The organism is Brevundimonas sp. BR2-1 (assembly GCF_037626195.1).
Lineage (GTDB): Bacteria > Pseudomonadota > Alphaproteobacteria > Caulobacterales > Caulobacteraceae > Brevundimonas.
In genome coordinates this window covers 304,350-323,859 of sequence record NZ_JARKMV010000002.1, presented here as the reverse complement: position 1 = coordinate 323,859, position 19,510 = coordinate 304,350, and the positions used below count along the sequence as shown (strand labels likewise).

The 19,510-nt window shown below is 69.8% G+C and carries 17 protein-coding genes and 1 tRNA gene; 10 read left to right on the top strand and 8 right to left on the bottom strand.

What is annotated here, in order from left to right; translation table 11 throughout:
* Positions 1–5 precede the first annotated feature (5 nt).
* From BrevBR_RS11080 to BrevBR_RS11050, 7 genes are all read left to right on the top strand, one after another.
* On the top strand, positions 6–878 hold the full coding sequence (locus BrevBR_RS11080; protein WP_445214758.1) for a cytochrome c1: 873 nt from the start codon (positions 6–8) through the stop codon (positions 876–878).
* A 126-nt stretch (positions 879–1,004) separates the two neighbouring features.
* Positions 1,005–1,583 (top strand): DUF1579 domain-containing protein, encoded by a 579-nt coding sequence (locus BrevBR_RS11075; protein ID WP_340000980.1) that lies wholly within the window; start codon positions 1,005–1,007, stop codon positions 1,581–1,583.
* Between the two features lie 79 nt (positions 1,584–1,662).
* Positions 1,663–3,330, top strand: coding sequence for a M28 family metallopeptidase (locus tag BrevBR_RS11070; protein WP_340000979.1), 1,668 nt, complete (start codon positions 1,663–1,665; stop codon positions 3,328–3,330).
* Positions 3,331–3,415: 85 nt separating this feature from the next.
* On the top strand, positions 3,416–5,038 hold the full coding sequence (locus BrevBR_RS11065; protein ID WP_340000978.1) for a M28 family peptidase: 1,623 nt from the start codon (positions 3,416–3,418) through the stop codon (positions 5,036–5,038).
* 13 nt (positions 5,039–5,051) lie between these two features.
* A complete protein-coding gene (locus BrevBR_RS11060; protein ID WP_340000977.1) occupies positions 5,052–5,441 on the top strand; it encodes a RidA family protein in 390 nt (129 codons plus the stop codon).
* Positions 5,442–5,483: 42 nt separating this feature from the next.
* On the top strand, positions 5,484–5,912 hold the full coding sequence (locus BrevBR_RS11055) for a thiol-disulfide oxidoreductase DCC family protein (RefSeq protein ID WP_340000976.1): 429 nt from the start codon (positions 5,484–5,486) through the stop codon (positions 5,910–5,912).
* On the top strand, positions 5,909–7,546 hold the full coding sequence (locus BrevBR_RS11050) for an SDR family oxidoreductase (protein ID WP_340000975.1): 1,638 nt from the start codon (positions 5,909–5,911) through the stop codon (positions 7,544–7,546). The genes BrevBR_RS11055 and BrevBR_RS11050 overlap by 4 nt, the downstream gene beginning before the upstream one ends.
* On the opposite strand, the gene BrevBR_RS11045 is transcribed toward BrevBR_RS11050, so the two are convergent.
* Complete coding sequence (locus BrevBR_RS11045; RefSeq protein WP_340000974.1) at positions 7,516–8,538, bottom strand: DUF6607 family protein; 1,023 nt, start codon at positions 8,536–8,538, stop codon at positions 7,516–7,518. The two genes, BrevBR_RS11050 and BrevBR_RS11045, sit on opposite strands and share 31 nt — an antisense overlap.
* A gap of 47 nt (positions 8,539–8,585) precedes the next feature.
* Entirely contained in the window at positions 8,586–10,874 is a 2,289-nt protein-coding gene (locus BrevBR_RS11040; RefSeq protein ID WP_340000973.1) for a TonB-dependent hemoglobin/transferrin/lactoferrin family receptor, read from the bottom strand.
* Between the two features lie 150 nt (positions 10,875–11,024).
* Between BrevBR_RS11040 and BrevBR_RS11035 the strand changes: the two genes are divergently transcribed.
* Complete coding sequence (locus tag BrevBR_RS11035; RefSeq protein WP_340000972.1) at positions 11,025–12,224, top strand: M48 family metallopeptidase; 1,200 nt, start codon at positions 11,025–11,027, stop codon at positions 12,222–12,224.
* Here the strand turns inward: BrevBR_RS11035 and BrevBR_RS11030 are convergent.
* From BrevBR_RS11030 to BrevBR_RS11010, 5 genes are all read right to left on the bottom strand, one after another.
* Entirely contained in the window at positions 12,208–12,639 is a 432-nt protein-coding gene (locus BrevBR_RS11030) for a hypothetical protein (RefSeq protein WP_340000971.1), read from the bottom strand. The two genes, BrevBR_RS11035 and BrevBR_RS11030, sit on opposite strands and share 17 nt — an antisense overlap.
* A complete protein-coding gene (locus tag BrevBR_RS11025) occupies positions 12,639–13,799 on the bottom strand; it encodes a beta-ketoacyl-ACP synthase III (RefSeq protein ID WP_340000970.1) in 1,161 nt (386 codons plus the stop codon). The genes BrevBR_RS11030 and BrevBR_RS11025 overlap by 1 nt, the downstream gene beginning before the upstream one ends.
* A gap of 67 nt (positions 13,800–13,866) precedes the next feature.
* Positions 13,867–14,727: an HpcH/HpaI aldolase/citrate lyase family protein gene (locus BrevBR_RS11020; protein ID WP_340000969.1), complete on the bottom strand. Its 861-nt coding sequence runs from the start codon at positions 14,725–14,727 to the stop codon at positions 13,867–13,869.
* 169 nt (positions 14,728–14,896) lie between these two features.
* Positions 14,897–15,574 (bottom strand): SDR family NAD(P)-dependent oxidoreductase, encoded by a 678-nt coding sequence (locus BrevBR_RS11015; protein ID WP_340000968.1) that lies wholly within the window; start codon positions 15,572–15,574, stop codon positions 14,897–14,899.
* 40 nt (positions 15,575–15,614) lie between these two features.
* Positions 15,615–16,109: a GAF domain-containing protein gene (locus BrevBR_RS11010; protein WP_332640094.1), complete on the bottom strand. Its 495-nt coding sequence runs from the start codon at positions 16,107–16,109 to the stop codon at positions 15,615–15,617.
* 266 nt (positions 16,110–16,375) lie between these two features.
* On the opposite strand from BrevBR_RS11010, the gene BrevBR_RS11005 reads away from it, so the two are divergent.
* Both BrevBR_RS11005 and BrevBR_RS11000 read left to right on the top strand, forming a co-directional pair.
* Positions 16,376–17,854, top strand: coding sequence for a tetratricopeptide repeat protein (locus BrevBR_RS11005; RefSeq protein ID WP_442881323.1), 1,479 nt, complete (start codon positions 16,376–16,378; stop codon positions 17,852–17,854).
* Positions 17,855–17,869: 15 nt separating this feature from the next.
* On the top strand, positions 17,870–19,366 hold the full coding sequence (locus BrevBR_RS11000; protein ID WP_340000967.1) for a hypothetical protein: 1,497 nt from the start codon (positions 17,870–17,872) through the stop codon (positions 19,364–19,366).
* Here the strand turns inward: BrevBR_RS11000 and BrevBR_RS10995 are convergent.
* Positions 19,364–19,436 (bottom strand) — tRNA-Ile (locus BrevBR_RS10995). The two genes, BrevBR_RS11000 and BrevBR_RS10995, sit on opposite strands and share 3 nt — an antisense overlap.
* Positions 19,437–19,510: the final 74 nt, after the last annotated feature.

Genomic DNA, 19,510 nt, shown 5'->3' with positions numbered 1-19,510 from the left:
CGACCATGATCCTCCAGACGAATATCCGCGCCATGAAGAAGACCCTGGTCCTGATCGCCGCCGCCGCCGGCCTGGCCTTCGCCGCCCAGCCGGCGATGGCCGAGGGCGCCGCGCACAAGCTGCGCGACGGCGGCTTCAGCTTCGACGGCCCGTTCGGCGCCTTCCATCAGGGCCAGCTGCAGCGGGGCTACAAGGTCTACCGCGAGGTCTGCGCCTCGTGCCACAGCATGAACCTCATGCATTTCCGCACCCTGGCCGAGCCGGGCGGGCCCTTCTACGACGAGCATCAGGCCAACGCGGCCGAGAACCGCTTCGTCAAGGCGCTGGCCAAGGAAGTCCAGATCGCGGATATCGACACCGAGACCGGCGAGCCGGTGATGCGCGACGGCACCGCCGCCGACCGCTTCCCCAGCCCGTATCCGAACGCCACGGCCGCCGCGGCGGCCAACGGCGGGGCGGCGCCGCCCGACCTGTCGGTGATGGCCAAGGCCCGTCACGGCGGAGCCAACTACATCTATTCGCTGCTGACCGGCTATGAGGCGGTTCCGGCCGGCCTGCAGATCCGGCCCGGCCAATACTACAACGTCTATATGGCCGGAGACCTGACGCCGTTCATGCCCGAGGGCGCCCATGTGCCGCCGGGCGGCTTCATCGCCATGCCGAACCCGCTGATGGAAGGCCAGGTGACCTATGACGACGGCACCGTCGCCTCGGTCGACCAGATGGCCAAGGACGTGGCCGCCTACATCGCCTGGGCCTCGGATCCGAAACAGGTCCAGCGCAAACAGGCCGGTCTGGGCGTGCTGATCTTCCTGTTCCTGTTCGCGGGCATCACCTACATGAGCTACCGCCGGATATGGCAGGGCGTCGCCCACTAGGGACCGCCTGCTGCGGATGACGGAATGACCCGCCGGGGCCCATGGCTCCGGCGGGTTTTTCGTGCGGATTGCGCATGGCGAAAAAGTACTTTATAGGACAAAGTATAGATTCCGGGAGGCTGATCCATGTCCATTCGCGCCTGTCTTGTCCTCGCCGCCGTCCTGATCGCCGCGCCGATGGCGGCGCAGGCCCAGACGCCGGCCTCACCGAACGGATCTCCGGCGCAGCGCGCGGCGCTGGACCGGCTGGCCTTCCTTGACGGGGAGTGGCGGGGGACGGCGACCATCCATGGCCCGGGTGGAACCATGGAGCTGACCCAGACCGAGCGCGTCGGCCCGATGCTGGGCGGGTCCGTGCGGGTGATCGAGGGACGGGGCTACGCCGCCGACGGCTCGACGCAGTTCAACGCCATGGCCATCGTGTCGTGGGATGCGCGGGCGGGCAAATACGGCTTCCGGTCCTACGCCCAGGGCTATTCCGGCGACTATGCGTTCGAGGCCACGGAGGACGGCTTTCGCTGGGAGACGCCTGCCGGACCCGGGGCCAGGATCCGGTATGTCGCCGTGGTGAAGGACGGGACCTGGCACGAGGTCGGGACGTACGTCGCCGAGGGGCAGCCGCCGCGCGGGATGATCGACATGCGGCTGACCCGCGTCGGGGACACCGGCTGGCCGGCGGCGGGAGCGGTCGATCCGGCGCCCTGACGGAGGGCTGCATCGACAGTGCGAAAAACTGGCCCTAGGGTCCGCCCCGTCCTGTCACTGACCGAGGGTGTATCCGTCCATGCGTCTGTTCCCGACCGCCGCCGTGCTTGCCGCCGGCGCCCTGTTGTCCGCCTGCGCGACCATGGACGGAGGGGGGGCGGCGCCGCCCGCCGCCAGCTTCGACACCGCCCGCCTGTCCGAGCATGTGCGCGTGCTGGCCAGCGACGAATACCAGGGCCGGGGCATCGCCACGCCGGCCGAGGACATGACCATCCGCTACCTCAGCGAACAGTATGCGGCGGCCGGCTTCGAGCCCGGCGGCGCCAACGGGTCGTGGACCCAGGACGTGGCGCTGAACCGTTTCACCGCCTCCAATTTCCGGGGCGTGCAGCTGAAGGTCGGAAGCGAGAGCATTCCCCTGACCCAGGGTCAGCAGATCACCATCTCGACCCGCCTGCCGGGCAGCCAGGTCACGCTGACGGACAAGCCGCTGGTCTTTGTCGGCTACGGCATCAAGGCGCCCGAGCGGAACTGGGACGACTTCAAGGGCGTGGACGTGCGCGGCAAGGTCATCGTCGTGCTGGTCAATGACGCCGACTTCGAAGAGCCGGCGCTGGACACCTTCAACGGCCGGGCCATGACCTATTACGGCCGCTGGACCTACAAGTATGAGGAGGCGGCCCGTCAGGGCGCCGCCGGCGTAATCATCGTGCACGAGACGGCCCCGGCCTCGTACGGCTGGGCCACGGTGCAGAACAGCTGGTCGGGTCCGCAGTTCGACATCGTCCGCGCCAACGCCGCCGCCGAACGCGTCCCGATGGAAGCCTGGATGCAGCGCGACGTCGCCGTCGACCTGTTCCGCCGCGCGGGCCAGGATTTCGAGGCGCTGAAGAGCAGCGCCCGCAGCCGCGACTTCCGTCCGGTCGAACTAACCGGCGCGACCTTCAGCGGCATGTTCGACGTGGCCACCAGCCGCGTGGTCACCCACAACGTCCTCGCCCGCCTGCCGGGCTCGACCCACCCGGATGAAACCATTCTCTACACCGCCCACTGGGACCACATCGGCGTCGGCGAGCCTGACGCGAGCGGAGACGCGATCTTCAACGGCGCCGTGGACAACGCGACGGGCACCGCCGGCCTGCTGGAACTGGCCCGCCTGTGGGCCGCCGGCCCGCGGCCCGAGCGATCGATCGTGATGATCAGCTTCACCGCCGAAGAGAGCGGCCTGCTGGGGTCGGAATTCTACGCCGCCAACCCGGTGTATCCGCTGGCCACGACCGTGGCGGGCTTCAACATCGACGCCATGAACGTCTATGGCCGGGTCGCCGACGTGGACATCATCGGCTCGGGCCAATCCAACCTCGACGCCCGGGTCACGGCCGAGGCGACGCGTCAGGGACGCACCGCCAGGCCGGACGGCAATCCGGCCTCGGGCAGCTATTTCCGTTCCGACCACTTCCCGCTGGCGAAGCGCGGCGTGCCGATGGCCTATGTCGACGGCGGCGGGGCCTTCCGCGACGAGCCCGTCGCGGCGCGCGAGGCGGCCCGGAGCGAATACGGCTCGCGCCGCTATCACCAGGCGGATGACGAATGGTCCGCCGACTGGGACCTGCGCGGTCAGGTCGAGGATCTGGAGCTGATCTTCAACATCGGCCGCGATCTGGCCAACAGCCGCGACTGGCCGGAATGGATGCCGGGTTCGGAGTTCGGACCGGCCCGTGCGCCCTCGGCGGCCCAGCGCCGCTAAGGGCCAGATGACGAAAACTTAACGGGCGGTCCCGCGGGGCCGCCCTAGAGTGCGCGCCATCAAATCCGGGGATGGAGTCCGCCAAATGTTTCGCAAGATGATGGGCGGCGCCGCCGTCGCCGCCGTGCTTCTGGCCGCCGGCATGGCCTCGGCCCAGGACTTCTCGGCCGCGCGGATCAGCGACAACATCCGCACCATCAGCGCCGACGAATACCAGGGCCGCTATCCCGGCACCGAGGGCGAGCGGATGGTGCTGGCCTGGCTGCAGGCCCAGTACGAGGCCATGGGTTTCGAGCCCGGCGGCCCGAACGGCCAGTGGCTGCAGCCCGTCGAACTGAAACGCTACACCCCCGTCGCCGGCGCGACGGCCAGCTGGACCGGGCCGGACGGTCAGGTCCACGCCCTGACGCCGGGAACCGACATCGTGCTGCGCGCCGTCACCAATGACGGCCGCGCCTCGATCCGCGACGCGGGCGTGGTCTTCGTCGGCCACGGGATCTACGCTCCCGAGCGCCAGTGGGACGACTATGGCGACGCCGACGTGCGCGGCAAGGTCGTGGTGGTCGTGCCGGGCGAGCCCGAGGGCGAGCGCTTCAACGGCGAATATTCGACCAACTACGAATCCGGCGCCTACAAGGCCGATGAGGCCTTCCGCCGCGGCGCGGTCGGGATCATCACCCTGGTGGCCCAGCCCGCCGCCTCGCCGATGTGGCAGGGGGCCCTGCGCGGCGCGGCCCGCACCCGCATCCTGACGCCGGGCGCGGCCGATCTGGAATTCTCGGGGGCCATGCCGCACGACACGGCCGCCGCCTGGGCCGCCGCCGCCGGTCTGGACATCAGCCAGCTGCCGAACATCGCCGACGGGTCGTTCAAGGCCGTGGCGCTGCCGGGCGTCGCCCTGTCGGTCGATGTCGCCGAGACCGTCGACACCCTGACGACCCACAACCTGCTGGCCCGGATCCCCGGGACCGAGCATCCCGAAGAGACCATCATCTATTCGGCCCACTGGGACCATGTGGGCGGCGCGGAACAACATCCGACCGTGACCGGGGACAACATCTGGAACGGGGCCTGGGACAACGCCTCGGGCACCATCGGCGTGCTGGAAATGGCGCGTCAGATCAAGGCCGCGCCGGCGCCGAAACGGTCGATCGTCTTCGCCCATATGGCCGCCGAGGAGATGGGGCTGATGGGCGCCTATGGATACGCCGCCAATCCGGTGTGGCCGCTGGAGACGACGGTCGCCGACATCAACATCGACATGCTGCCGCTGTCGGGCCCGACCCGCGACGTGCCGATCTTCGGCAAGGGGCAGAATGATCTGGAGGACCGGCTGCAGGCCTTGGCCGAACCGCTGGGCCGCTACGTCTCCGACGACGGCATGCCGGAGGAGGGGTTCTACTACCGCTCGGACCATTTCCCGTTCGCGCGGATGGGCGTGCCGGCGATCATGCCCTGGCACGGCTGGGACTGGGTCGAGGGCGGGCGCGAGGCCGGCGAGGCCGCGTGGCGCGCCAAGTTCGCGGCCGACTATCACAAGCCGTCGGACGAATGGTCGGCGGACTGGGACCTGACCTCGGCGGTCGAGAACCTGACCCTGCTGTATCATCTGGGTCTGAACCTCGCGAACAGCGGTGACTGGCCGGGCTGGAAGCCGACGTCGGAGTTCGCCGTCGTGCGCGCCCGGTCGGACGCCGCGCGTCAGTAGGGCGGTCGGGGCCGTGGCTGTGATCATCCGACCGCTGACCGGGGACGGCTCGCCGCCGGCCGAGGGCGTCTATGCGCAGGCGGCGGAGGTCGCCGGGGCGACCCGGTGGCTGTATCTGTCCGGCCAGATTCCGGTGGCTCCCGACGGCTCGCTGGCCCCGGACTTCACCGGTCAGTGCGAGCAGGTCTGGGACAATGTCGAGACCCAGCTGAAGGCCGCCGGGATGACGCTGGACAACCTGGTCAAGGTGACGACCTTTCTGTCCGACCGGGCGTACGCGCTGGAGAACCGCGAGGTTCGCATCCGGCGGCTGGGCGGGCGGCAGACGGCCCTGACCGTGATCGTCACCGGCATCTTCGACGAAGCCTGGCTGGTCGAGATCGAGGCGGTGGCGGCGGCGTAAGGTCGCCTTGTGCGGCCTCTGCAAGCGCCGCAGTGTGCCGGCATGAATCGCTGGTCGCCGCAGCCCGCCCCGGAGGAAGCCGACGGCCTGATCCTGTTCGACGGCGTGTGCGTGTTCTGCTCGCGCTGGGTGCGGTTCGTGATCGCGCACGACCCGGAGCGGCGGTTCCGGTTCGCCCCCATCCAGTCGGAAACAGGCCGGGCCCTGGCCGCCCGTTACGGGATCGACCCGGAGGCGCCCCAGACCAACGCCGTGGTGTGGGGCGGGCGGATATTCTTCAAGTCGGACGCGGCGCTCATTGTGTTGGGCCAGCTGTCCGGGACGCGGGCGCTGGCGGGGCTGAGAGCCGCGCCCCGGTTTGTGCGGGACCCGGCCTATGACCTGATCGCGCGGAACCGCTACGCCATCTTCGGCCGGACCGAGACCTGCATGGTCCCGTCGGCCGAGGACCGGGCGCGGTTCGTCGCATGACGCGGGTGCTGGTCGTCGGGGCCGGCGGGGTGTTCGGCTCGCGCCTGTGCGAGGGCCTGTTGCGGACAGGATTCGAGGTGGTGGTTGCGGGGCGGAACCGCGCCCGGGCCGAGGACGTCGCGGCGCGGCTCAGGGCTGCGTTTCCCGACGGGCGGATCGAGGCTGCGGTGCTGGACACGGCGACGCTGACGGCGGGCGATCTGAAGGCCACGGGCGCGGCCATCGTCGCCGACGCGGCCGGGCCGTTCCAGGGCGCACAGCCGACGACGGCGCGGGCGGCGATCGCGGCCGGGCTGTCGTACGTCGATCTGGCCGACGGGCGTGATTTCGTGGCGGCGTTTCCGGCGCTGGACGCCGCGGCGCGGGCGGCGGGCGTGGCCGCCGTGACCGGATGCAGTTCCACGCCGGCGCTTTCGAACGCGGCGCTGGATCGGCTGACCGGTGGCTGGCGCGGTGTGGTGTCGGTCGAGGCGGCCATCTCGCCGGGCGCCCGGGCCCCGCGCGGGCTGTCGGTCATGCGGGCCATCCTGTCGTGGCTGGGACGGCCTGTGCGGGTGTTCGACGGCGGCTGGACGACGCGGCGCGGCTGGAGCGGCCTGTATCGGCGTGACTTCGGCGCGGCCGGGCGGCGGCGGGTGTCCCTGTGCGAGACGCCGGATCTCGACCTGCTGGTGGAGCGGTTCCGGCCGCGGGAAAGGGCGCTGTTTCTGGCCGGACTGGAGCCGTGGCCGGCGCATCTGGGGGCGTGGGCTCTCGGCTGGCTGGTCCGGGCGCTCCGGTTCGATCCGGTTCCGCTGGCCAGGGCGCTTGTGACCCTGTCGGGCTGGGCGTCAGTGGTCGGCTCCGACCGGGGCGCGATGCGGGTCCAGGCGTATGGCGTCGACGGCGGGGGCCGGGCGGCGCGGGCGATCTGGCGGCTGGTCGCGGAACCGGGGGAGGGACCCGTGACGCCCGGCCTGCCGGCGCTGGCGGCGGTCAAGCTGATCGCGGCGGGGCGTGTGGCGCCGGGCGCGCGGGCGTGCGTCGGGGTGCTGACGCTGGACGACATCGTCGCCGAGATGGCTCCGCACGGGCTGGCGACGGCGACAGTAGCCGAACGAGGGGCGATCTACGCCCGCGCCATCGGCCCCGCGTTCGACGCCCTGCCGGCGCCGATCCGGGCGTTGCACGAGACGCCGGGCCGGTCGCTGTGGCGGGGCGAGGCGATGACGGACGGCGCATCGGGGCCGCTGGCCGCGCTGGTGGCCCGGATCGTGGGGTTTCCGAAGGCGCGGGCGGCCTGTCGGGCCGAGGTGGCGATCGAGGCCGACGGCGACCGGTCGGTCTGGCGCCGGAGGATCGGCGGCCATGGCTTCGCCAGCGTGCTGTCGCATCCGCGTCCGGGCGGTCGGGTGAGCGAGCGGTTCGGACCGCTGAGCATGGACCTGACGCTGACGCCCGAGGGGGAGCGGCTGGTCTATCGCGTCGACGGCTGGCGGCTGGGACCGATCCCCCTGCCGCGCGCGCTGGGCCCCTCGACCCGGGCGCATGAGGAAGTCGACGGCGAAGGCCGGTTCGTCTTCGACGTCGAGATATCGGCCCCGCTGATCGGGCGGCTGGTGCGTTACCGCGGCTGGCTGGTGCGGGAAGCCTGACCGGCTGGGGCGACCGTGGCGCGGGCGATCAGGGCGCGGGCCCGTTCGGCGGCGGCCTCGGTCGTCAGGGTGCCGGCCTGAACCTCGTCGGCCCAGTCCATCAGGGGTTTGCCGGTGACGGCGCCGCGGTTGGCCTCTTCCTCGAGATAGAGGCCGCCGCCGGCCCGGATGCGCTCGTCCCAGGCGGCGCGCACGGCGGCCCAGTAGTCCTTCGTCGCGTTCCAGTAGTCGTCGCCCGGCCTGGGGTTGTAGTTGTCCACCTTGCGGTAGGTGTTGATCACATCCTCCTGGACGATGGCGGACGGCTCGCCCGCGTCGCCCTCGGACGGACCCATCTTCATATTGTCCTGGATATGGACCCAGCCGGCGGGCGTCAGGGCGTGGCGGTTGACGCCGAGATAGCGGTCGTAGGGCGTGTCGCGGACGGCGTCGCGCCGCGCCAGCGGACGCCAGGTCGGTCCGCTGGTCCATTCGGCCATGCCGTGATCGTAGTCCCAGCGGCCGACGCCGCCGTAGCGCGGGGAGTCGTCGGTCTGCCAGACGGTCTGGGACCAGGCGCCGCGGCGCTGTTCGGCCGGCACGGTGGTCAGGGTCCAGCGGTTGGTGTCGGCGTATGTCAGGACGGTTTCGGGCTCATAGACCCAGTCCTGACGCCAGTGTTTGATGATGTGGAAATTGCCGTTGTCATCGCCCATGACGAGGATGTGCTGCAGGCTGATGCGGGTTCCGTCGTCGTAGACTACGCGCACGATCTCGTCGCCGGCCGATTGGTGCTCGTCCAGCGGGGTGTAGCCGGGGCGGAAGCTGACGTTCTCGCGCATGTCGAAGCGGACGCGCCACTGGCCGGCCTGGGCGAGGATGGACTGGCGGTCGCGCTCGAACTGGCTGGCGGGCGCATCGGCGGAGGCGAGGACCGGCGCGGTTCCGGCCAGGGCCGGGGCGGCCATCGCAAGGGCGGCGAGGACGGTGGAGATCATGAGGGCGCGTCGCATGGCGGGCTCCTGAAAGTGCGAGTCAGTCGCGTTATCGTTTGAGGGGTTCAGTAGCGCAAGGCGAGGGACAGGCCGAAATTGCGGCCCGGCTGGGTGTAGGCGTCGGTGATCGGGGGCAGGTTCAGGGGGTTGGCCGCTCCGACGGGCGGATTGGCCACGCCGCGGACGTCGCTCCACCAGCTGTATTTTTCGTCCAGCACATTGAACAGGCCGACGCGGGCGGTGACCCGGTCGCTGAGGTTCCAGTATGCGGTGATGTCGAGCAGGGCGAAGTCGTCGCCGACGTAGCAGCCGGTCGCCGAGGTGAAGCAGGGCAGGTTTTCAGTGTCCGCCCGGTCTTTGGCCTGCGACCAGGTGACGGAGGCCTGGGTTCCGAACACGCCGGCGGGATCGTCGTAGCCGAGGCCGAGGACGACCTTGACCGGGTCGACGGTTTCCAGCGAGCGGGTCCCGCTGACCGGGTCGTTGATCTCGCCGTCGGCGTATGCGGCGGCGAAGCGGGCGCTGACGCCGTTGCTCCACCAGATATCGGCCTTCGCCTCGACGCCCGAGATCTCGACGTCGGTGAAATTGACGAACTGATAGACGGCCGGATCCGCCGGGGTGAACGAGCCCGAGACCACCCGCTGGCTGATGAAGTCCTCATATTCGGTGCGGAAGCCGACCAGCTGGGCCGACAGGCGGCCGCCGGCGATCGGGACATCGCGCAGGCGGGCGCCGATCTCGAGGCTGCGGCTGGTCTCGGGACGCAGGTCGGGGTTGGGCGCGGAGGTGTAGCCGAAGGCGGGGTTGGAGAAGAAATTGTTCACCTGGCCGGGCGTCGGGGCCTTGAAGCCTTCGCCGAGATTGCCGAACAGGCCGAAACCGGGGGTGAACCACCAGACGACGCCCAGCTTGGGCGAGACATGGTCGTCGGACTGGTCGGCGCGGGCGCCCGGATACAGCGGGTCGTCAGCGGTCGACAGGTCATAGCTGTCCCAGCGGACGGCGGGGATGATCCGAAGCGCGCCGTCCAGCAGGCTGATGTCGTCCTGGATGAATACGCCGGCCAGGGTGTAGTCGGTTTTCGGGAAGGCGCTGGTCGGGAAGGTCTCGCCGAAGGGCGGCAGGGTCCCGTCGCGCAGGCCTTGCTGGGTGGTCTCCGACCAGTCGCCGCCGAAGGTGATGCGGTTGACGCCGACGGCGCGGGTGAAGTCGGCGGCGAAGCCCCGGACATCGTTGTCGAAGGTGTTGTCGCGGGTCCGGTCGACGCCGACGCGGTCCTCGAAGGAGAACTGACGGCTGGCGGAGTCCTGCCGGTAGATCGAGACCTGACCGCGATCGAAGCCAAGGACGTCGTCCAGACGCCAGTCGAGGCTGAAACGCTCACGTTCGGTCGTGTCGGCGGCGATCAGGTTGAGGACGGCGGTCGGCGAAGCGGGCGGGGCGGCGACGCTGCGGGTCGTCCGGCCGCTGAGGACATTGGCCTGCATGTCGGATTGGAAGCTGTCCCAGGTCAGGCGCAGGCTGTGGCCCGGGGCGACGTCCCAGACCAGCTTGCCCAGCCAGGCGTCGGAGCTGATCTCCTGCGGATTGGGCAGGGTGCGGCTGGAGTAGACGATGGTGTTGTTGGCGCGGACCTCCTCGCCGGTCTGGTCGCCCTGATTGTCCGTCTCCTGGCCGTCGCGGCCGGTCCAGGCGAGCAGGCCGGAGACGGGGCCGCTGCGGCCGGCGACGACGGCGGATTTGGTCAGGCCCTCGTCAGCGGAATTGTAGCCGACGCGGGCGCGGGCGCCGAAGCTCTCGCCGGAGCGGATCAGATCGGCCGGGTCCCTGGTCGTGAACAGGACCGCGCCGGCGACGCCGTCCGAGCCGTACAGGGCGGAGGCCGGACCGCGCAGGATTTCCACCGACTTCATCAGGTCCAGATCGGCATAGCCGCCGCGGCCGACGCTCTGGGCGCCGAAGACAAAGCCGTCGGGCGATCGGACGCCGTCGACGATCATCAGCACCCGGTCGCCGCCTATGCCGCGGATGGTGAAGCCCTCATTGCCCGCGCGGCCGGCCGTGCCCAGGGCGGCGCCGAAGCGCGCCGGCTGGCTGACGACGCTGACGCCGGGCTCGAAGCGGATCAGGTCCTTGATGTCGGTGGCCAGCATTGTCTCGATGTCGTTGGCGGTGAAGACGCTGACCGTGGCCGGGACCTCGTCCGTGGCGGTGGAGGTGCGGGTGGCCAGAACGCTGACCGGCGGGAGCTGGGCCGGATCCCCGGGACCCGCCGCGTTCGGCTCTTCGGCCATGACGGGCGCGGCCGCGAGGAGGGCCGCGACGCTGGAGGTGAGGAGGAGAGTGCGCATGGAAACAGCCCCGCTTGATGAGAGGAGGGGCAATTACTGCGAACGATTATCATAATCAACCGCAATTAGCGGCGGTCGTTCGTGAAGCGGATTTAAGCTGACAAGTCGAGCGTCGCCGGATCATCTGCCGGTGTCAGGGAGGACATCACCATGAGCATCGATCCCGCGGCCGAGACCGCGCGCTGGCTGGCGACGCTGTCGCCCGAGGATACGGCGCGGGCCGTCAGCTACACCCAGGGCGGCCACTGGCTGCTGCTGTGGGGCGCGGTGGTCTCGGTCGTCGTAGCCTGGATCATCATCCGCACCGGGGTGCTGAGCGGCATCCGCGATCGGCTGGAGCGGCGGCGCAAGCGGCCGAAGCTGGTCTCCCTGCTGGTCGGCGGGACGTATCTGCTGATGAGCTTCGTCCTCACCCTGCCGTGGTCGATCTACCAGGGCTGGTGGCGTGAGAAACAGTATGGGCTGACCAGTCAGCCGCTGACGGGATGGCTGACCGAGGCGGTGATCGGGACGGCGATTTCGGTGGTGTTCATGGGGCTGCTGATCGTGGCCCTGTATTTCATCATCCGGAATGCGCGGCGGCTGTGGTGGGCCTGGGGCGCAGGACTGACGGCGGTCGCCGTGGTCTTCTTCCTGCTGGTCTCGCCGATCTTCATCGAGCCGATCTTCAACACCTATACGCCGGCGCCGGACGGGCCGGTGCGCGATGCGGTCGTCGAGCTGGCCCACAGGACCGGCACGCCGGACGACAAGATCTATATCTACGACGGCTCCAAACAGTCGGACCGATACACCGCCAACGTCTCGGGCCTGTTCGGCTCGGCGCGGGTGGCGATGAGCGATGTGATGTTCGCCAAGGGCGCCGACCTCGCCGAGGTGAGGGGCGTCGTGGGGCATGAGATGGGCCACTACGTCCACATGCATTCGCTGTGGATGGCGGGGATCATGATCATCCTGGCGGCGATCGGCTTCTGGCTGGTGGACCGGCTCTATCCGCTGGCGAAGCGGTTGCTGGGAGCGAACAGGGTGGGCGACATCGCCGATCCGGCGGGCCTGCCGGTGCTGGTGGCGATCCTGGCGGTGCTGGAGCTGCTGTCCACGCCGCTGCAGACCACGCTGATCCGGACCATCGAGGCGGACGCCGACCACTTCTCCATGGTTCACGCCAACGAGCCTGACGGGCTGGCCAAGGCCCTGATCAAGACGGCGGAATATCGGGCCCCCTCACCGTCGGCGATCGAGGAGTTCATCTTCTACGACCACCCCTCGGTCGAGAACCGCATCCGAAAGGCCATGGAGTGGAAGGCGGCGCATCCGCCGTCGGGCGAGGCCCCTAGGCCGGCACGGTGAGACCGGGGCGCTCGTTGTCCCAGATCATGTGCAGGATGGACCACAGGCCGTCGGAGCCGCGGACCAGATGGATGGAGTTGATCCCCCGCCGCTCGGGCTCGGCGTCGGTCAGGGCGGTGCGGGCTTCGTAGACGGACCAGACGTGGGCCATGTTGCCGAACACGTCGATGCGGCGGCTGATCTCGATCTCGAAGAAGCCGTTGGCCATGAAGAAGGGCGCGACGTTGGCCTGGTATTCCTCGCGGCCCATGACGATCATGGTCGGGCGGCCGTCGGCGTCCAGGCCCGTGCGGGCCTGTCGGCTGTCGGGGTGGAAAATTTCGCGCTGGGTCGCCCAGTCGCGGGGTCCGGCGGGGCCGGAGATGCAGGCGTACATGGCGTCGACGACGGCGCCGATATCGCTGCGGTCGACCATCAGCCGCGCTTCCTGACGAAGACGGTCCCGGCGGAATAGCCGGCGCCGAAGCTGCAGATCAGGCCGGTGTCGCCGGCCACCATGTCCTGCTGGCGCAGGTGGAAGGCGATGATCGAGCCGGCGGAGGAGGTGTTGGCGTAGTCGTCGAGGATGATGACGTTCTCGTCGGACGTCGGATCGCGGCCCAGCACCTTGCGGCCGATGAACTGGTTCATGTTGATGTTGGCCTGATGCAGCCACATCCGCTTGAGGGTGGTCGGGTCGATGCCGAGGTCGGCGGCGTGGTCGACGATCATGTCGGAAACCATGGGCACCACGTCCTTGAAGACCTTTCGGCCCTGCTGGACGAACATCTTGTCGTTGCCGGCGCCGGTGGGTTCGCCGGCGGGCGCCTCGCCATTGAGGACCTCGGTGGAGCGGGCGGCGTTGTTGAGGAAACCGAAATTGTTGCGGATGTTGTTCGAGAAGACGGTCTTCAGCCGCGTGCCGAGGATGTCCCAGCCGCCGGGACCGGCCTGACCGGAAGACTCGACGATGACGGCGGTGGCGACGTCGCCGAAGATGAAGTGGCTGTCGCGGTCCTTGAAGTTCAGATGGGCCGAGCAGACCTCGGGATTGACCATCAGCACGGCCTTGACCGAGCCGGAGGCGATGAAGTCGGCGGCGGTCTTGACGCCGAAGGTGGCCGAGCTGCAGGCCACATTCATGTCGAAGGCGAAGCCCTCTATGCCCAGGGCCTGCTGCACCTCGATGGACAGGGCCGGATAGGGGCGCGGCATGTTCGAGGCGGCGCAGATGACGGCGCCGATTTCCGAGACCGGCTTGCCCCAGGCGGCGATGGCGTCACGCGCGGCGGCGACGGCCATTTCGGCCATGACCGACAGATCGTCGTTCGAGCGCTCGGGGAGGTGAGGAACCATGCGGGCGGGGTCGAGGATGCCGGCCTTGTCGAGGACGAAGCGCGACTTGATGCCCGAGGCCTTCTCGATGAACTCGACCGAGGAGGGGGTCAATTCGGCGACGTCGCCCTCTAGGATTTCGGCGGCGTGGTCGGCGTTGAACCGCTCCGCATACGCATTGTAGGCGGCGACCAGCTCGGCGTTCGAAATCGACTGTTCGGGGGTGAACAGGCCGGTGGCGGCGATGACGGCTTTACTCATGGAAGGGCCCTAACGCTCGGCGCGCGGCGCCTCGCTGCTTGAGGGGCGCGTTCTGTTTCTGGACGGACTAGATAGGCGCGACGGAACGCGCCGTCGAGACCGCCTCGTGCCGGGCCAGCAGGCGGTGGGCGGCGTCGAGGTGGAGGCGTTCGACCATGCGGTAGCCGACGCGGATCGCGCCCTTGCCCTCGGCGTCGGCCGCGGCGAAGGCGGCGACGACCTCGCGGGCTCTCTCGACCTCTTCGGGGGTGGGGGAGAAGGCGGCGTTGGCGGCGTCGATCTGGGCCGGATGGATCAGGCTCTTGCCGTCGAAGCCGAAGGCGCGGCCCTGCAGGCATTCGGCCTTCAGACGGTCGGCGTCGTCGGTGGCGTTGACCACGCCGTCGATGGCCAGCAGGCCATGGCCCCGCGCTGCGGCGACGACGGCGGCCAGCCACGGCTTCAGCGGGTCGCGGTCGGGGCCGAGGACGAGGTTCATCCGCTCGCCGAAATCATTGATCCCCAGCATCAGGGCGGCCAGGGGGGCGCCGGCGCCGGCGATGGCGTCGAGGCGCAGCACCGAGAGCGGGGTCTCGACCATGATCCAGAGGTCGGCGCCGGCGGGCAGGCGGGCGGCGACCGCGCGCACGGCCTGCGGGCTCTCGATCTTGGGGGCGACCACGAAGTCGGGCTTGTGAACGCAGAGGGCGGTCAGGTCGTCCGCGCCCCAGGGAGTGTCCAGACCGTTGACCCGGACCCCGACCCGCCCGCCGAAACCGCCCGCAGAAAGAGCCTCGACGGCGGCCCGGCGCGCCTCCGCCTTGGCGTCGGGGGCGACGGCGTCCTCGAGGTCCAGGATCACCGCGTCAGCGTTCAGGCCGCGGGCCTTTTCGATGGCGCGCGGGTTGCTGGCGGGGAGGTAGAGAACCGAGCGGGTCAGCGGGGTCATGGCCTTCTCCCCTCGGGGGAGAAGGTGTCAGGCGAAGCCTGACGGATGAGGGGGATGCTGAACGCGCGCCTTGCCGGGCCAGGAGAGAACTGAACCATCCCCCTCATCCGAGCCGCTCCGCGGCCCACCTTCTCCCCCGAGGGGAGAAGGGACATGGCGAGCGTTCGCATCAGACTTTACCCGTGACGGGGATCAGGGCCCCGGTGATGGCGCGGCTGTCCGGCGAGGCGAGGAACAGCATGACCCGGGCGAGGTCGGACGGCTGGACCCATTTGGCGGGGTCGGCTTCCGGCATGTCCTTGCGGTTCTGATCGGTGTCCAGGATCGAGGGCAGGACGGCGTTGACGGTGACGGAGCCGGATTTCAGCTCCTCGGCCAGAGCCTCGGTCAGGCGGTGGACGCCCGACTTCGAGGCGGCGTAGGCGCCCATGCCGGCGGCGGCCTTGAGCGCGCCATTGGCCCCGACATTGACGATGCGGCCCTCGTCCGAGCGCTTCAGATGGGGCAGGGCGGCGCGGCTGGCGTTCAGGGCGGTGATCAGGTTGAGGGCGAACATCCTCGCCCAGGCGGGGTCGGCGTCGTCGGTGGTCTGCCAGACGAAGCCGCCGGCGATGTTGAGCAGGGCGTCCAGCCGGCCGAAATGCGCGGCGACGGCGTCGATGGCCTTCGTCGCCGAGGCCGGGTCGGTGAGGTCAACGCCGCCCAGTTCGAGGACGCCCTCGGGCGCGGTCTGGCCGCTGGCGTGGTCGATGATCGCCACCTTCAGCCCGTCGGCCAAGGCCGCCTCGGTGACGGCGCGGCCCAGCACGCCATGGCCGCCCGTGATCACGATCACCCGTTCCGACATGATGACTCTCCTGTTCGACGGACGGCTTAGCAGACCCGGCTCAGGCCGCGAACACCCGGCCCAGCAGGCGTTCCAGAGCCTCGGCGTCGACGGCGTCAAAAGCGGACGTCTCGGTTGCGTCGACGTCGAAGACGGCGATCAGGGCGCCGGCGGAGTCGAACACCGGCACCACAATTTCGCTGGCCGAGCGGGCGTCGCAGGCGATGTGGCCGGGGAAGGCGTGCACGTCGTCGACGATCTGCGTTTTTCGCTCGAGAGCCGCCGTGCCGCAGACGCCGCGGCCGAAGGCGATGCGCAGGCAGCCGAGCGTGCCCTGATAGGGGCCGACCACCAGTTCATCGGCCTTGTCCGGGTCCACGACGTAGAAGCCGGTCCAGAAGAAGACGGGGAAGGCGTCGGCCAGCATGGAGGCGACGGTGGCCATGCGCGCGGTGCGGTTGGGCTCTCCGTCCAGCACGGCAAGGATCTCGCCCTCCAGTTCGGCGTAGCGCGCGGCCTTGTCGGCGGGACGGTCGTCGCGGGCGAGGTAGGACATGAAGGCTCCGGGCGGCTTGGCAGACGGATATAGGGACGGGTGTTCCAACTGGCGAGAGGGCCGTTTTCGCCTGTCAGGCGAGTTCGCAAGCGACTGATTCGTGGGGATAAGTACGAAGGCGGACACAAAATGGCCGCCCTGCGGCAACGCTTTGTCGCAAACCGGCGTTAACCTTGACAGATGGTTAACTGGACGGAACTGTCCCGCTTGCTCACGGTGAGCGCCTTGGCCCCGGGGCCGTCTGGTTTTTGATCGAAGGGGGGCGAATGCGCGACGATCAATCCGACCATGACGACCAGCCCCGCAACGGCGGGCGGCGCGGGCCCATCGCCATAGCGGCGGTGGCGGGCGTTCTGGCGCTGGCCGCCATCGGCATGGTCTCGTGCGGCGATCGCGACGGCGTGCGCTTCTGGCAACCCTCGAGCGGAGCCAGCAACGCCTGCCCCCGTCCGGCGTCCCTGACCGGTTCCGAGTTCAACGCCCAGGAGACGGGCCTGCGCGCCCTGCGCCGCGCGGCCTTCCGCGGCGACTTCTTCGCCCAGCTGGAGCTGGGCGCCCGCTACGCCGCCGTGCGCGCGACCGACAAGAACATCGAGGACCCGATCGAGAGCGCGACCTGGTACGCCCTGGCGCTGGCGAACGACGAGGGCTACGCCCCGATCAACCGCGTCGACCGGGGCGGCTTCGGCGGCTGGCGGCCGCTGTCGAAATACGATGACTGCCGGGCGTACGAGCGGCACTCCGCCTATCAGCGGCTGGACCGCCAGCTGAGCCAGATGACCCGCGAGGAGCAGGAGGCGGTCCGCGACCGCGTCATCTATGTGCTGTCGACCCAGGACGCCGACGGCTACCGCACCCTGGCGCGGCTGCATGACGGCCTGTATGGCCCGTTCGGCGAGCCCGAGGACAATCGCGAGGCCCGCGAGGCCTGGGGCCGGCCGCAGGGCGGAAACGGCCGGGACCGCAACCGGCGCGGCTACTACTCGGCCACGAATCTGTTCCAGCGCAACGACGTCGACGCCTATCTGTACAACTACCTCGCGGTGCAGACCGGCGACGTCGGGGCCTATGTGCTGCTGAAGGATTTCGAGCGCTCGGCCCCCAGCCGCGACCAGTACCAGCGCTTCGTCGAGACCAAGGCGCGGCAGTGGACCCCGCCGTTCGAATTCTATCCCAACAGCGCGCCGCAGTCGGGGGTGCCCTTCTCGGACGAAAGCCGTCCGCGGGGCGACGCCTATGAGTATGCGCTGGGCCGTATGGCCGGCGAACTGCCGTTCATCCACGTCGGCCGGGCGCTGCGCTATCTGGGCGTCACCGACACGGCGGCGGCGCGGCCCGAGGACCTGTCCAAACGGCAGATCGAGACGCTGGAGGCCATGCTGGGCCATCCGATGGAAGGGCGGCTGTCGTTCCTGGAGCGGGTGCGCGCCATCCAGCTGGCCGCCATCAACGGTTCGTCCGAGGCCCAGCTGGTGCTGGCGGTGATGTACGCCGAGGGCATCGGCCTGCCCGCGGACTACGCCCGCGCCTTCAAATGGTTCGACGAGGCTGCGCGCCAGGGCAGCCCCGAGGCCAAATTCGCCATGTCGAGCTATTTCGCGCTCGGCGTCTCGGGCGTGGCCGATCAGGACAAGGCCCAGGCCGTCGCCCTGAGGATCGATTCGGCCCTGTCCGGCTTCGGCCCCTCGGCCGGCCGCCTGCAGGCCGTGCTGGCCCAGGTCTCCCGTTCGCAGCAGCGCCGCTAAGGAGGGCGTAGCATCATGACGAGCCCCACGCCCTTCGCCCGGATCGCCAGCCTCATCGGGGGCGGATTCGCCATCGCCGCCGCCGTCGGCGCCTTCGTCCTGACCGACGCCCCGACCGCGCGCGCCCAGGTCGCCGCCAAGGTGGAAAGCCAGACGCGGCCCAATTTCGGCATCCTGCTGGACCCGCCGACGCGCAGCTATCGCAACCGGGGATCGTCACACCGGCGCTATGACTATGGACGCCACCGGCCAGACTGGCGGCCCGGCTATCCGGGCGGCTGGCCGCGCGGGGAAGAGGTCGTGCTGGTCGATTGCGGCGGCAATCCGGGCACCGGGGCGGTCGAGGATGCGGTGCGCCGGGTGCGTCCGGGCGGGACGCTGGTGATCCGCGCCCGGGGCGGGGCCTGCGTCGGCTGGCTGAACATCGACAAGCCGCTGACCATTATCGGCGAAAGCGGCTTCGATCCGCGCGACTGGGACCGAAATCCGACGCCGACCCTGATCGCGCCCGACGGCCTGCCGTGCATGACGGTGGCGCAGGGGGTGCGGGTCGAGATCCGCGACATGATGTTCGCCTCGCCGCATGCCGGCGACGCCGCCTGCATCGTCGGCTACGGCGCCGAGATCGTCATGAACCGCGTCGGCTTCCGCCATGCGGGAGACGAGGCGGCCATCTATGCGGACGGCGGCCTGCTGGACATCCGCAACGCCGTGATCGACGCCCAGACCGTGGCCCCGGCCATCGTCGCCGATGGCGCCGTCCTGACCGCCTGGGAGATGGTGGTGACGGGCGCCCAGTCGGGGCTGGAGCTGATTCCGGGCGCGGGCCAGACCTCGCGCATCGGTTCGACGACGCTGAAGGGCACGGGCGCGCCCAACGCCTTCGGGCCGCGCTCGATCGGGGTGGTGGTGCGTTCGGCGCGCGACTACGGCCGGGTCGAGATCGAGAACACCGCCATCGTCGGCTATGTCGAGGGCGTCGCGGTCGAGGGGGCCTCGGTCCAGATCCACAACAGCCGCATCGGCCGTTCGGACAAGGGCGTGGTGCTGTACAACGGCGAACTGCGGCTGGCCGACAGCCGGGTGCGGGCGACCACGGTCGGCGTCGCCGCCGCCTCGGGCCATGCGGTGATCGTCAACAACGTCTTCGCCGGCGTGCGCGAGGTCATCTATCGCGAGGCCCGGGCCACGGTGGAGGCCAGCGGCAACCGCGTCTGGTCGCGCTACGCCTGCCAGCCCCAGTTCCGCGACCGGTATCGCGGCCGCTACGAGCCCTACTGGCGGCCGGGCGACGGCTGGACCTGCGAGATCAACTCCTATCCGCGCGACTGGTGGGACGACGAGGACGGCATTCTGGGCCTGCCCTATCAGGACGACGGCTATCAGCCGGACGGCTACGGCGATTATCAGGACGGCCAGGGCTGGTACGACCGCGACGGCCGCTACATCCCCGACAGCCGGTATCGCGGCGACGACCGCTGGAGCCGGGGCGGGGGCATCTGGGGGCGGTAGGCGCGGAGGGACTCGAACCCCCAACCAGACCGTTATGAGCGGTCGGCTCTAACCATTGAGCTACGCGCCCGCCGTGGGCGTGGCCTAGCAGGCGGGGCGGCGGCTTGCCAAGCGGCCTCCCTCACGCCTTCGACCTGTCGGCGA

Bases quoted from the DNA above. Each gene is read 5' to 3' on its own strand.
- BrevBR_RS11080 (WP_445214758.1), top strand. From the start codon at position 6: ATGATCCTCCAGACGAATATCCGCGCCATGAAGAAGACCCTGGTCCTG.
- BrevBR_RS11075 (WP_340000980.1), top strand. From the start codon at position 1,005: ATGTCCATTCGCGCCTGTCTTGTCCTCGCCGCCGTCCTGATCGCCGCG.
- BrevBR_RS11070 (WP_340000979.1), top strand. From the start codon at position 1,663: ATGCGTCTGTTCCCGACCGCCGCCGTGCTTGCCGCCGGCGCCCTGTTG.
- BrevBR_RS11065 (WP_340000978.1), top strand. From the start codon at position 3,416: ATGTTTCGCAAGATGATGGGCGGCGCCGCCGTCGCCGCCGTGCTTCTG.
- BrevBR_RS11055 (WP_340000976.1), top strand. From the start codon at position 5,484: ATGAATCGCTGGTCGCCGCAGCCCGCCCCGGAGGAAGCCGACGGCCTG.
- BrevBR_RS11050 (WP_340000975.1), top strand. From the start codon at position 5,909: ATGACGCGGGTGCTGGTCGTCGGGGCCGGCGGGGTGTTCGGCTCGCGC.
- BrevBR_RS11045 (WP_340000974.1), bottom strand. From the start codon at position 8,538: ATGCGACGCGCCCTCATGATCTCCACCGTCCTCGCCGCCCTTGCGATG.
- BrevBR_RS11040 (WP_340000973.1), bottom strand. From the start codon at position 10,874: ATGCGCACTCTCCTCCTCACCTCCAGCGTCGCGGCCCTCCTCGCGGCC.
- BrevBR_RS11035 (WP_340000972.1), top strand. From the start codon at position 11,025: ATGAGCATCGATCCCGCGGCCGAGACCGCGCGCTGGCTGGCGACGCTG.
- BrevBR_RS11030 (WP_340000971.1), bottom strand. From the start codon at position 12,639: ATGGTCGACCGCAGCGATATCGGCGCCGTCGTCGACGCCATGTACGCC.
- BrevBR_RS11025 (WP_340000970.1), bottom strand. From the start codon at position 13,799: ATGAGTAAAGCCGTCATCGCCGCCACCGGCCTGTTCACCCCCGAACAG.
- BrevBR_RS11020 (WP_340000969.1), bottom strand. From the start codon at position 14,727: ATGACCCCGCTGACCCGCTCGGTTCTCTACCTCCCCGCCAGCAACCCG.
- BrevBR_RS11015 (WP_340000968.1), bottom strand. From the start codon at position 15,574: ATGTCGGAACGGGTGATCGTGATCACGGGCGGCCATGGCGTGCTGGGC.
- BrevBR_RS11010 (WP_332640094.1), bottom strand. From the start codon at position 16,109: ATGTCCTACCTCGCCCGCGACGACCGTCCCGCCGACAAGGCCGCGCGC.
- BrevBR_RS11005 (WP_442881323.1), top strand. From the start codon at position 16,376: ATGCGCGACGATCAATCCGACCATGACGACCAGCCCCGCAACGGCGGG.
- BrevBR_RS11000 (WP_340000967.1), top strand. From the start codon at position 17,870: ATGACGAGCCCCACGCCCTTCGCCCGGATCGCCAGCCTCATCGGGGGC.